Source organism: Eremococcus coleocola DSM 15696 (assembly GCF_000428865.1).
In the GTDB taxonomy this organism is placed as follows: Bacteria; Bacillota; Bacilli; order Lactobacillales; family Aerococcaceae; genus Eremococcus; species Eremococcus coleocola.
Map to the genome: position 1 here is coordinate 1 of NZ_AUAT01000015.1, position 13,141 is coordinate 13,141.

At 39.0% G+C, this 13,141-nt stretch carries 9 protein-coding genes and 2 pseudogenes; 9 read left to right on the forward strand and 2 right to left on the reverse strand.

From position 1 onward, the window contains the following. Positions 1-281 (reverse strand): helix-turn-helix domain-containing protein (locus G396_RS0104905; protein ID WP_028125234.1); only part of this gene is annotated, 281 nt, incomplete at its 3' end. Positions 282-355: 74 nt separating this feature from the next. On the opposite strand from G396_RS0104905, the pseudogene G396_RS10200 reads away from it, so the two are divergent. The 3 genes and pseudogenes from G396_RS10200 to G396_RS10205 form a co-directional block, all read left to right on the forward strand. Next, positions 356-1,621, forward strand: a pseudogene (locus tag G396_RS10200) (amidase family protein); the annotation flags it as partial. A gap of 88 nt (positions 1,622-1,709) precedes the next feature. Continuing rightward, positions 1,710-1,997: pseudogene (locus G396_RS0104915) on the forward strand (N-6 DNA methylase); the annotation flags it as partial. A gap of 224 nt (positions 1,998-2,221) precedes the next feature. Then, positions 2,222-3,469 carry a M20 family metallopeptidase gene (locus G396_RS10205; RefSeq protein WP_051221142.1) on the forward strand — a complete coding sequence of 416 codons (1,248 nt, stop codon included), beginning with the start codon at positions 2,222-2,224 and terminating at the stop codon, positions 3,467-3,469. A gap of 68 nt (positions 3,470-3,537) precedes the next feature. Here the strand turns inward: G396_RS10205 and G396_RS0104925 are convergent, their stop codons facing one another. Then, positions 3,538-4,548 (reverse strand): LPXTG cell wall anchor domain-containing protein, encoded by a 1,011-nt coding sequence (locus G396_RS0104925; protein ID WP_028125236.1) that lies wholly within the window; start codon positions 4,546-4,548, stop codon positions 3,538-3,540. Between the two features lie 386 nt (positions 4,549-4,934). Here G396_RS0104925 and G396_RS0104935 point away from each other — a divergent pair, with 386 nt between their 5' ends. From G396_RS0104935 to G396_RS0104960, 6 genes are all read left to right on the forward strand, one after another. Further along, positions 4,935-6,680 (forward strand): M3 family oligoendopeptidase, encoded by a 1,746-nt coding sequence (locus tag G396_RS0104935; RefSeq protein WP_028125238.1) that lies wholly within the window; start codon positions 4,935-4,937, stop codon positions 6,678-6,680. A 153-nt stretch (positions 6,681-6,833) separates the two neighbouring features. Then, positions 6,834-8,657: a hypothetical protein gene (locus tag G396_RS10210; RefSeq protein ID WP_034907613.1), complete on the forward strand. Its 1,824-nt coding sequence runs from the start codon at positions 6,834-6,836 to the stop codon at positions 8,655-8,657. A gap of 462 nt (positions 8,658-9,119) precedes the next feature. Then, positions 9,120-10,154 (forward strand): SPFH domain-containing protein, encoded by a 1,035-nt coding sequence (locus G396_RS0104945; RefSeq protein WP_211224446.1) that lies wholly within the window; start codon positions 9,120-9,122, stop codon positions 10,152-10,154. A 2-nt stretch (positions 10,155-10,156) separates the two neighbouring features. Continuing rightward, positions 10,157-10,354 (forward strand): type II toxin-antitoxin system antitoxin, encoded by a 198-nt coding sequence (locus tag G396_RS0104950; RefSeq protein WP_028125240.1) that lies wholly within the window; start codon positions 10,157-10,159, stop codon positions 10,352-10,354. Positions 10,355-10,552: 198 nt separating this feature from the next. Next, positions 10,553-11,458, forward strand: coding sequence for an ABC transporter ATP-binding protein (locus G396_RS0104955; protein ID WP_028125241.1), 906 nt, complete (start codon positions 10,553-10,555; stop codon positions 11,456-11,458). Continuing rightward, positions 11,451-12,734, forward strand: a complete 1,284-nt coding sequence (locus G396_RS0104960; RefSeq protein ID WP_028125242.1) for an ABC transporter permease — start codon at positions 11,451-11,453, stop codon at positions 12,732-12,734. The genes G396_RS0104955 and G396_RS0104960 overlap by 8 nt, the downstream gene beginning before the upstream one ends. Positions 12,735-13,141 lie beyond the last annotated feature (407 nt).

Here is a 13,141-nt window from a genome sequence, read left to right on the forward strand (position 1 = left end):
GAGGGATTATTTATCCCAAGTTCATTAGCCAGGGTTTGATAGGATTTTTCGCCGGATTCATAAAGTGTAATAGCTTTCAACTTAAATTCTACACTGTATTTTTTGTTTTGACGAGAGCGTTTTAACCCCTTAATCCCTGACGTTTGATAGGCATTGACCCACCGCCTAATCTGTTGAGTATCCTTCATGTTGTATTTTTTAGCTAACGGTTTGTATCCAATCGTATCCGAAAGATATTCTGCGACGACTTTCATTTTGAATTCTAAGCTATATTTAGCCATACAAAGACCCCCTAAAGTTGGATTTTTTGGTCCAACTTTAGGGGGTCAGTACAGATTTTTCAGCTCCTTTTGCAGGGGTTCCTATTTTATTAAAAGATGCAGGTCAAGACTATGAGGGGAAACCTTCAACTGCTGCTTCACCATTATTGAAAAATAATATTGCTAACATAACAGATAATTATGTTCAAAAGATTTTGGATGCAGGTTTTATAATTGTGGGGCATACTAATGTTCCTGAATTTGCTCTTTTATATATAACAGATGGTGGTATATATGGGCCAACAGCAAATCCTGTAAATGTTAATTACAATGCAGGTGGTTCTTCTGGTGGAGCTGCTGCAGCAGTACAATCCGGTATGGTTCCAATTGCAGCTGCATCAGATGGTGGTGGTTCAATTAGAATTCCTGCATCGTTTTCAGGTTTAGTAGGATTAAAGCCAACTAGAGGTCGTACAGCTTCTGGTCCTGGATCATGGAGATCATGGGGAGGAGCTTCTATTAACTTCGCGATTACTTCAACTATTAGAGATACTTGGAACATGCTTAAAATATTACAAACAGATAAAATAGAGGCAATTCCTTTTTCGCTACAAAATCTTAATGATGAAGATTTAGAAAGAGAATATACTGAATTAAAAAATATAAAATTCGCATATACAACAAAGTCTTTTGTGGGAAGTGAAGTTTCAGATGAAGCCATAAAAGCTGTATTAGATACTGTTAAATTTTTAAGGAAACAAGGATTTACTGTTGAGGAAGTTAATCCTGAAGTGGATGGTATGTCATATCTAGCAGGATATTTTACTATGAATGCTGCAGAACAGAGAAAGAGTTTCATTGCAATAGAAGAAGCTTTAGGAAGACCTATAAAAAGAGGGGAAGTTGGTGATGATGCATTTGCACTTGGCAAGCTTGGTGAAAAAGTACTTGCTTGGGAATATTCATCTATATTTGATAGTTGGGATAAATTGACAGATGTGTTTTCAAACCTATATAAAGAATATCCTGTTTTAATTCAACCTTCCACTGCTAGACCAGCTCCTGGTATAGATGAGTATACATTAAAAATAGATAAACTTGCTGATTATGAAGAATTCGACAGTATGACAAAAGATGAACTACTATCATTAATTTTGGAGACATACTATTCAGGGACAGAATACTCACCATTTGCTTTTATTCACAACTTAACAGGACAACCAGCTTTAAGCTTACCACTACACACAACAGAAAATGGACTTCCTTTAGGAGTAATGTTTACAACAAATAAAGGAAGAGAAGATAGGCTGCTTGCCATTGGTAAATACTTTGAAGAAAATAATAGATTTAAATATTATTAGAATGGATTACCTAAATCATATATGATTGTGTTTTTTTTTGGTTAGGTGTGATAAATGGCATCAATATTTTTCGATTTGATGTTTCATAGATGCTTTTTGGGGTTCAGGCTCTTTAATGCTGAATGTTCGACCTAATTTGGAGTATCCAAATTCTGTACATTACCATGATCAAGGACTGAATATAACGACTTATAATTTAGCCAAAATGAATCTCATTCTTCACAGTGTTCCAACAGAATATATGCGCTTAAGCAATGCTGATACTTTAAATAAGGACTGGCCAAGTGATGAACCTTATACCTTTGATGCCGTTCTAATGAATCCACCATATTCCGCAAAATGGTCCGCTGATTCAACCTTCTTGGATGACTCACGTTGATGAATCCTATGAATAGAATAAGTATAATAAGGAAGATATAAAAAGTTAGTCCAAATATTTTTTAATTCTCAGGATAATAAAAGATACGATTAAAAAGCCCTAATCGGGCTTTTTTGTTTATTCAAATTTCCAACCAAATTAAAATTAGATTAGACTAGATAAAAATACTTAATAAGTTTACAATGAGAAGAAGCTAGTTTAGTCTAATAGGGGGATGACTCATGGAAGTTAAATTAAATCAAAATCTTCAAGATAAAATGGATGAAGCATTGGAAAAGGTTCTGTCTCAATTATTGGCACTGAAAGAAGATTTATACCACCATCCTGAAATTGGGGGTCAGGAATTTCGATCATCGAAACTTCTCCAAGATTTCTTAAGCCAGGAAGGTTTTCAAGTTCAACCTAATCTAGATCAATTAGAAACAGCCTTTAAAGCAGTCTACGATTCTGGTAAGCCAGGGCCAACAGTAACTTATACAGCTGAATTTGATGCTTTAGTTGGAGTGGGGCACGGGTGTGGCCATAATTGGATTTGTACCACAAGCCTTGGTGCGGCTACGGCTTTGAAGTCAGTCCTTGATGAGATAGGTGGTAAGGTGATGGTCCTAGGCACACCCGGTGAAGAAAATATTTGCTGCAAGGTACAATTAAGTGACCATGGTTATTTTGATGAAGCTGATTTAGTAATTCAAGCTCATCCTTTAGGCTATAATGCAGCCTCAGGTTTTGTCCGGGCGATTGATGCTCTGCAAGTGGATTTCTACGGACGGTCTTCGCATGCGGGCATGGCACCGGAAAAGGGAATTAATGCCTTGGATGCGGCGACAAACTTCTATGTGAAACTCAATCAAGTCAAACAAACCTATCCCGATTTAAATATTCATGGGGTCTTTGTGGCTAGTGGTGACCAAGCGGGTATTATTCCTGATTATGCAGCCATCAAATATTTAATCCGGGCTGATACTTATGAACAAATATTACCGATTCATCAAGTGTTTGAAGATTTGGCTAAAGAATGTGCCAGTCAAGTTGCACCAGATTGTCAGTGGAAGCTTTGGCGGAATGAACCAGTTAATCTTAGTCTTTTGAATAACCAGCCTTTATCCCAAACTTTTAATTGCTTCTATGAAAGCTTAGATGGTGGAGCCATGCCTGAATTAGAAGGGGGCGCTGGGTCAGATATCGGAAATGTTTCATGGGTACGGCCAACCATTCATCCATGGATTGGCTTGAATGCACCGGACTTTAATTTACATACCAAAGAATTTGCCAATCACACACTTACTCAGGATGCTGATTTGGCTCTCGAACGAGCTGCTAAGGCTATGGCATATACCGGTGCAGAAGGGATTTTGAACCCTGACCTCCTAGCACGAATTCAAGCAGAATTTGCAGCTGGTACTCAAGGTTATCAGGCTCCTGAAGTAGGTTATGGGGTGATTGATTATTTAGCTGGAACTCATAAATAAATTTTATAAATACAAATAAAACGCACAAGAAAATTCCTGTGCGTGTTATTTATTGTCAATTTAAATCATTAGTGTTTTGATTTTTTCTTAGATAGGAGTAGGAAGATACCAAGTCCTAGAACAACTACTCCACCAATAATCATGATCAGTGACCCACTTTCACCGGTGTTTGGTAGGAATCCTTTTTGATTTTTTGGAGTGACGGGGTCAATCGATGCAGTGGCAGATTTAGGTGCTTCTTTCTTCTCAAGGCTAGAAATGGAAGCCACCGTTGTACTTGCTTGGTCTGAGCTTTGGTCGGTCTGGGTTTCAGTTTCCTCAGTTTCTTCTTGCGTGTTCTCAGCTGTTGAATCTGCTTGGCTATTAGAATTATCGGTATTTGGATCTTCAGCCTCAAATGCGACATAGCCTTCAGGACTAGCCTGGTTTGGATCAAAAACTAAAGTAATCGCTTGTGGTCCAGGTGGGGTTTGACCGGTTTCTTGAATGTAGTCATCCAAGTCCCATTGTAGAGTATATTGGACCGTGCCGTCATTGAGCTCTTGGCTAGTATATGAGGTAATGATATAGGTATACTGGTCATCGATTTGGTAGGATCTTGGACCAATTGTTAGGGTTGAACCATCCGTAGTCGATTGCCATTTACCCTGCATTTCAACTGGTAAATCACGTGCTTGAGTTTCTTCACTTTCGCCTTGCCGATGGTAGGTATAACCGGCTGTGATGGTGTAATTGTGACCATTGTAGTCGAGCATAATCGGTTGTGGATTTACATTAGGATCAATATCAGTGGTGTCCCAATAGAGAATATAGGTGCGTAAATCTTGAGATTTTACTTCCAAATCATAGCCAGTTAAAGTGAGTGATTGGGTCTCATCTTCGTAAGCATATTCACTTAAAATCATTTGATGGCCTTGGTCATCTTCCCAAGTACCAATTAGTTCTTCAGGTAAAGCTTCACCACGATGTTCTTCTAAACCTGATTGGTTCGTTTGAGCATAGGCAATAAGAGACGGACCTTGAGCAAATAGACTGAATGAAGCTGCTAGGACAGCTAATTGTTTAAGCCATTTTTTCATAGTTTTTCCTCCTTTATCGATGATAATGCTTTATTTATCTTAATTGTAACTTGTTTGTAATATATAAACAAGGAGAAAGATATGAATAAAATGGTAAAGAAGTGTGAAGAGGTGGAGGGTATGAGTACTACTCGCATTTCCATGAAGGTAATACTAATAATAAATTGTTTGTAGCGAAATAAATAGGGTGCTCCCATCCGAGCGTCAAGGATTCCATACTCCCTTTGGTCGTATGGACATTGAGGCAGTAATTCACTTTGTTCAAACTGCAATAAAAAGGAACTCATACTCCTATCATCGTATGAGTACTGGCATAGTAACTCGCTTTGCTCGAACTGTGCCAGCATGTTATAATAATTTAATTATAAAATGAAAGGATGATGAGAATGCAAGAGGGTAAATGGTCCTTGGATGCTTTGTATCCTAGCTATGAGTCAGCCGAATACCAAGCTGATTTAGCTCGGTTTGAGGCAATTTTTGCAGACTTTGAAGCACTCGATATAACGGATTCAATTGAAAATATTAAAGCAGCGATTAAATTATTGGAGGAATATACGGTTTTAGTCCGCCGTTTATTTGCTTATTCTTCCTTGCAGCTTTCGACTGATACCTCTGACCAGGTTTCTTTGAAAGCCCAAGCCAAGCTCCGCAAAATTAATGCAGCTGGTACCGCAATTTTGACCAAGGTGAGTCAATTTATTGGCGCCACTCAAATTGACCCAGCCTCAGATCCTGACTTAGCGGATTATGATTTTTACTTCCAAGAAGCTAAACAAGAAAACCAACATCGCTTGTCAGATGAAGTCGAAACAGTCATTGCCCGTATGAATATGTCGGCTGGGGCAGCTTGGTCCCAACTCCAAAGCCTGCTCACTTCCACCGTCGAACATGACTTCAAAGGCCGGTCAGTCAATTTATCCGAAATCCGGAACCTCGCCTACGATCCAGACCCTGAAATCCGGAAAGCGGCCTATGAAACAGAATTGGTTATGTACGATACCATCAAAGAACCGGTGGCCTTTGCCTTGAATAATATCAAGTCCCAAGTCATTGACCTAGCTGACCTCCGGGGTTATGAATCACCCCTAGCCAAAACCTTGGAAGATTCCCGCATGTCGCAAGCCACCTTGGATGCCTTATTGGAAGCCATTAAAGAGTCTTTACCTGCCTTCCGCAAATACTTTAAGCATAAGGGGAAACTTTTAGGCCATGACCAAGGCTTACCTTTCTATGATTTGTTTGCACCTATGGGCTCGCAGGAAAATTCTAAGACTTATACCCCAGAAGAAGCCAAAAATTATCTGGTCAAACACTTCAGCAAATTCAGTCCTGATTTAGCAGACATGGTGGAAACCATGTACCAAGCCCAAGCCATTGACTACTTCCCTCGCAAGGGTAAACGGGGTGGAGCTTTCTGTTCTAACCTGCCTTTTATTGATTCATCGCGGATTATGTTGAATTTTGAAGGATCTTTATCAGATATTGTGACTTTTGCCCACGAACTCGGTCATGCTTATCATGGAGTTCAGATTGCTGACTTGAAGCCATTGAACTGGTCTTACACCATGCCAGTAGCAGAAACAGCGTCCACCTTTAATGAAGCCTTGATTATGGAATCTCTGCTTTCTGAAGCGGATGACCAAGAGAAAATCTCCTTGTTAGAATCACAAATTTCTGATACAGCTCAAATTATCGTGGATATTTATTCCCGGTTCTTATTTGAAGATGCGGTCTTCCGTGAACGCCAAGACCAATTCCTTTTCTCTAAGGATTTAGAAGCTATCATGTTAGATGCCCAAAAACAATCCTACGGCGAAGGCTTAGATCCAGACTATCTTCATCCTTATATGTGGGTCTGCAAGTCCCACTACTATTCAACCGGTTTGTCCTACTATAACTTCCCTTATGCTTTTGGCGGCTTATTCTCACGGGGACTTTATGCCTTATACCAAGCCCAACCGGATGGTTTTGTTGCTAAATATAAGAACATGTTAAAAGCCACCACGACACAATCAGTTGAAGATACGGCTGCCATTATGGGCTTGGATGTTACCACTCCTGCCTTTTGGACCCAGGCCCTAGACCAAGTGGCTGCTCTGATTGACCAATTTATTGCTCTGACGAGTAAATAATTTTTCCTAAATACTTCTGGTTTAGATGGACTATTTTTTTGTGGCCACGGTTTTGTAAGCGCAAAGATACTCCCTAGGATGTATATATTTTTGGGGAAAAATTTGTTACAATTGACTAAAGATTATTAAAGAATTAGTCAAAAGGAGGACCGTATGAAAGACGTAACCAATTCAAGTCGTACGAAACGTTTTAAAATGAACCATGAGAATTTTTCTTTTAAGGATATCTTCCAGAAAAGTGATAAATATGGGACTAAAATTCGCTGGTTGTATTTAGTCTTAGCGATTGGAGTGACGATATATTATTATGTCGCCTTACCTGCGATTCACTATGCTGCTCCAGAATTTTGGATGATGCTATTTGTTATTACCTTAATTGTAATTATTATCGAAAGCTTAGCCGATGGCATGGGGCTTTATGACCAGGTTAAGGCAGGGACAGATGGGGGCAAAGGCTTTAAATGGAAATTACCGCTTAAATATAAGCTCTTGATTTATCCATGGCCAATCCTATTGCTAGTGGCTTTTGTCTCAAATCTTATTTTTTCACCAGTTTTTATGGCAGATAGTTTTGCCAATATGATTAAAATCGAGACCAAAGATTTTTCTAAAGACTTTCCAGAAACAGACATGGATCATATTACCTTGGTGGACCGGGATACGGCCGAACGCTTAGGGGACCGCCAATTAGGTGCTTTAACTGAACTCGTCTCACAATTTGAAGCAGCGGATGATTATACGCAAATTTCTAAGGCCGGCCAACCTTTCCGGGTAAGTCCTTTAGAATATGCTGGCTTTTTCAAATGGTTGAATAATTTTTCCAAGGGAATTCCTAATTACATCCAAGTGGATAATGTTACTGGGAAGGTTACCCTAGAAAAGCCCGCTCAACCGATTAAGTATTCTTATTCAGATATGTTTAACCGCAATGTCTTACGGAAGTTACGCTTTGCTTATCCCTTTAAAATGTTCAGTCATCCGTCCTTTGAAGTAGATGACGAAGGTAATCCCTTTTATATTGCCACGACTTATGGTCGTCATTTCTTCTTAAAAGAACCAAAGGTCACGGGTTTGGTGACCTTGAATGCTATGACTGGGGTAACCCAATACTATCCATTGAATGAGATTCCATCTTGGGTGGACCGGGTTTACTCATCAGATTTATTGATGCATCAATTAGAAATGCACGGTCATTACAGTAATGGCTTCTTTAACTCACTCTTTGCCAAAAATGGGGTGACTGAACCAACCAAGGGCTATAATTACTTAGCCATTGGAGATGACTTATATATGTATACCGGGATTACTTCTGTAGTGGCTGACGAATCCAATATCGGTTTTGTCTTGGTCAATATGCGGACCAAAGAAGCCTCTATGTATCCTTTAACAGCTGCCGAAGAATTCTCAGCCATGGCGTCAGCTGAAGGATCACTCCAAGAAAAATCTTATACAGCTACCTTCCCACTCCTAATTAATGTGGGCGGGGATCCTTTATATATTCTGACCCTTAAAGATAATTCAGGCTTAATTAAACAATATGCCTTAGTGGATGCCCAAGATTATCAAGAAGTCTATACGGCACCATCCGTCAAAAAATTATTGGCAGATTACGCGGCCACCAACCAAATTGAAGATGCCAAAGTCGTTGATGAGTCAAGCCTCGAAACCATCACTGGTCAGGTTGAAAATATACAAGCCACGGTTGTGGATGGCAATTCTATCTACTACTTCATGGTGGATGGACAAGTCTATCGAGCCGATATTTCCTTGAGTGACCGCTTACCATTTGTTGAGGAAGGGGATGACTTGGAATTTAAGGCCGGCCAAGATGGTGTTGTAGTTGAGATTATGGGTGACTTTGCCAATTCCCGAGGTGAATCTGTAGATTCTAGTGAAAGCAGTGATTCTGACAAGTCTGCCGATCCACTAACGGAGAACTTGGATGCGGTTGAATCTGATGCCAGCAGTGAAGAATAGTTGTTTTAAATGAATTAGGCTTGGCCAACGCCAAGCCTATTTTTTTATGGCTTTCTAGTCGGTAGCTAGAGGGGATGGGGGCGTGCAGTATTGTAGTTGGTGCTATAGTATTCGGAAAAGGACGACTTGCAGGCAATCCCTCCTTTTTGATAATTAGAGATTGAGTTTTGGATTAGGCGTTCTAATTGGGGAGTGGTTTTGACGAGTTGGTGTGTAAGCCGTCCTAAATCGGTTAAACAGTGACGAGTGGAGGTGCAAGTGGTCCCCAACCGGTCCAGCAGTGCTAGCTTAGTGAGCAACTTTCGCCAATTCAGTCTGGTTAACACTTTCTATCATAAATTAAAAAATTTTTATCTGCACAGACTTGATTCTTTCTATCAATGTGATATGATTATGATATCAAATAGAAATGAGGTGCTGGAAATGGAAAATGTCAATCATAAGTTAGATCAAAGTGATTTAGTGCAAGAAAAGATCTTGAAAGGTCGCAAATCTGGGATGGTGGTCTTGTTAGGTTATTTCATTGGCTTAGCAATCGCAGCTTTTTTCTTTATTAAAGTGATAAACCAGTTCGATACTCATACCGATACCGGTATGAGTCGAATTATTCTCATTGTCTGTGTGCTGTACGCGGTGTTTGCTTGGATTCTACTTTGTGGTCTAAAGGTTTTACGACCGCAAGAATCCTTAGTCTTGACGCTTTTTGGTAAGTATATTGGGACACTGAAGGGTGAAGGCTTTTACTTTGTTAATCCGTTCGTGACGTCCTTTAATCCGGCAGCGAACACCCGTTTAAGTCAAAGTGGGGATGTTAGCGAAAATATTCATCATGTGACGAATTCGCCGGATAAGGAAGGGTCCAATTACAATCGACCTTCCAAGCGCATTTCATTGAAAGTTATGACCCTCAATAATTCCAAACAAAAGATCAATGATATTCTTGGAAATCCTGTCGAAATCGGGATTGCAGTCATTTGGCGGGTGACTGATACCGCCAAAGCGGTGTTTAACGTAGATAATTACAAGGAATTTTTATCACTGCAAACAGATACCGCCTTACGGAATATTATTCGTCAATATCCTTATGATGTGAATCCATCTTTTGAGATTGACACAACGGGTGATGGAGAACCTGATGATGGGTCTTTACGGGGTTCGAGTGAGATTGTAGCTCAACGGATAAAAGAAGAAATTCAAGCACGGGTTGAATTTGCAGGTCTTGAAATTATTGAAGCACGAATAACATATTTATCTTATGCACCTGAAATTGCGGCGGCCATGCTGCAACGACAACAAGCCTCAGCCTTAGTTGATGCGCGAGCCATGATTGTTGATGGTGCAGTTGGTATGGTACAAATGGCTTTAGATAAACTTCAAGAACAAGACGTGGTTGATTTAGATGAAGAACGGAAAGCCGCTATGGTCTCAAATCTATTAGTTGTCCTTTGTGGGAACAATGATGTGAGTCCAGTGGTTAATTCTGGAAGTTTGTATTAATAGTGGCAAATAGAAAACAAATTCCTCTTAGAGTCTCTGCAAAACTCTATGAGCAGATCGCGGCGTGGGCTGAGGATGATTTTCGGTCCATTAATGGTCAAATTGAATATTTATTGACTGAATGTGTGAAGCAACGCAAAAAGGATGGTAAGTATGTTTCAGAGGCCATTGATGAACCCTTAGATATTGAAATTGAATAACTTATATTTAAGTAGAATTGTTTGTGTTTAAATAAATGAAAATCGTTTATTTACAACTATTTTACGTAACCATTGAAATAATCAAGTGAATTTAATAGAAAATTGAGTCCACAATATTATATATATATATTAACTATATTATATATTGTATGGAGTAAATTAATGTGATAATATTGTTCCGAAAGGTGGGAGTGTAACATGCTAGAAGTAAAAAATTTGCATAAAAGCTTTGGCGATTTAGTCGCGGTTGATGATGTTTCTTTTACCATCGAACCAGGTCAAATAATGGGTCTGATTGGGCAAAACGGTTCAGGTAAAACAACAATTTTTCGAATGATTCTTGATTTCTTGACGCCTGAAGGCAATGGTCAGGTTCTTTGGAAAGGCCAGCCTATGAATAAGCAGGTTTATAATGTCGTAGGTTATCTGCCTGAAGAGCGCGGTCTTTATGATAAGATGACCATTGAAGATCAGATTATTTATTTTGCTTTGTTACGGGGCATGAAACGTAAAGAGATTATTGACCGAATTGATGATTGGATGCAACGATTCCAAGTTAAAGGATCTCGTAAGGATAAGGTTAAAACCTTGTCAAAAGGGAACCAACAAAAGGTTCAATTGATTGCGACCTTAATTCATGAACCGGAATTAATTATCTTGGATGAACCATTCTCTGGTTTGGACCCAGTTAATGCTGATCTATTGAAAGATGGTATTCGTTATTTATCCCAAAAGGGCTCTAGCATTATTTTCTCTTCTCATAATATGTCAAATGTGGAAGAAATTTGTGACAAATTATTAATGATTCATAATGGTGAGCAACGGCTTTATGGTACACTCAAAGAAGTGAGAGAGTCCTATGGTCGAATTAAGCTCTACATTGAGGGTGGCACTTGGACGCAAGACCAATTAGCTAACTTAGACGGTGTAATTGAAGTTAAACCTTTAAGCCAAGGTGGCTATTTATTGCACTTAGCCAACCCAGAAGTTGGGGCTAATTTGTATGAGACTTTAACCCAAGGTCGGTATTTACCAGTCTTTAATCAACAACCGCCAACCTTAGAGGAGATTTTCAAGATGGAAGCAGGTGGTCATCATGGATAAATTATGGATTGTTGCTAAGGAAACTTACCGTAAAAATGTTAAATCATGGTCTTTCTTATGGATGGTTTTTGGACCGTTAGTAATGATGGGAGTCATTTTTGCTATTGGTTATTTTATGGGTAATATGGAAAATGGAGCTAATGAAGGGAACTTAGGTATAGTTAATGCTTCGAGCCAAATTCAAGAAGTTATAAATCAGTCCGATACTTCTTTGACGCTTGAATATCTTGATAGTCAAGATCAAGCCAATCAAGCGATAAAAGCTGGCGATATTGATGGCTATCTTTTATTGGATGACCAATCTTCTGCCCGTTATTATAAAAAAGCTGATGTCGATTCTTTAAATATTAAAGCCATTCAAGATTCTCTAACTTCTTATTATAAAATTGAGAGTGCTCAGAAGTTAGGTTTGGACCCTAACAAAGTCGCTCAGTTAGAAGGGCAAGACTTTACGATTGAAGATGTGAATTTGAAACAAGGGGATAATGGCACAGTGAAGGAAGAAAGCCAAGATATGGCGATGAATTTTGCCAAAACTGGGATTGCCTATGTCGTGTCTTTTGTGGTCTTCCTCTTTATCATGAATTATGTGGGGATTATTTCGCAAGAAATTGCAGCCGAAAAGGGCTCACGGATTATGGAAATTATCTTGTCTTCAATCACAGCGACCCATCATTTTATGGGTAAACTATTAGGGATTGTAATGATTATTTTGACTCAAATTGCAGCTTATATTGTTTTAGGTGTGGTTATTTGGTTTGTGGCCAAAAGTCAAAATTGGTTATCCTTCTTAGACCAACTTCCGTTTAATGTCGTTGATTTATTGAGTCAGAATAAAGGTCTTTTAGGCTTAGCAGCAGTCTTTGCGATTACCGGTGTATTTACTTATACCTTCCTAGCTGGCTTCTTAGGATCCTTAGTATCTAAGACAGAAGATGTTACTAAACTAATCACTCCAATTACTTTATTAGCCGTTGCTGGTTTTTATATTGGGATGTTTGCCTTATCAAACACGACTAACCCAATTGTGCGGATTGGTTCAATGTTTCCATTATTCACCCCATTTGTGATGCCATTCCGGATTGCAGCGGATACTGTTGGTATGGGGGAAGTTTGGTTATCAGTGGCTATTTCAGTAGTAACAGTAATCGTGATCGCTTATATCTCAGTTTTATTCTACAAGAATAACGTTTTAATCTATTCTGACAAGGGAATCTGGAATTCCTTGAAGCGGTCTTACGCACTGTCTCAATCTGAGAAGAAGACGGATAAATAGTAATGTAAAGTTATTTAGTAAAAACAGGCACGCTTGCGGGCGTGCCTGTTCTTTTGTTATTATGTGATAGGAGAATTTGCCAAGGATCAGGTACCTTGGCAATTTTTTTATGAGGTTTGAGAGGCTGGAAACTTGCAAAAATTTAGTTTTTGGTAACTAACTTGTAGTTAAAGTTGCGAATAAAAGAATCTTTGCAACTCTTTTGCGGTCAGACTTGCGAAAAAATAAATCTCGGCAACTTTTCCCGACCTAGACTTGCAAAGATAAGATTCTTCGCAACTAATTTTTGCTTAGATCTGCAAAGAGAAGTTTTTCGTAACTCATACGTTGATCAGAGAGTCAAATCGCAGATCATAGTTATTTATTATGTTGAAACAAGTAACTTATGCTAAAATAGAACACAGTAA

Coding starts and splice junctions, on each gene's coding strand:
- G396_RS0104925 (WP_028125236.1), bottom strand. CDS start 4,548: ATGAAAAAATGGCTTAAACAATTAGCTGTCCTAGCAGCTTCATTCAGT.
- G396_RS0104955 (WP_028125241.1), top strand. CDS start 10,553: ATGCTAGAAGTAAAAAATTTGCATAAAAGCTTTGGCGATTTAGTCGCG.
- G396_RS0104935 (WP_028125238.1), top strand. CDS start 4,935: ATGCAAGAGGGTAAATGGTCCTTGGATGCTTTGTATCCTAGCTATGAG.
- G396_RS10210 (WP_034907613.1), top strand. CDS start 6,834: ATGAAAGACGTAACCAATTCAAGTCGTACGAAACGTTTTAAAATGAAC.
- G396_RS0104960 (WP_028125242.1), top strand. CDS start 11,451: ATGGATAAATTATGGATTGTTGCTAAGGAAACTTACCGTAAAAATGTT.
- G396_RS10205 (WP_051221142.1), top strand. CDS start 2,222: ATGGAAGTTAAATTAAATCAAAATCTTCAAGATAAAATGGATGAAGCA.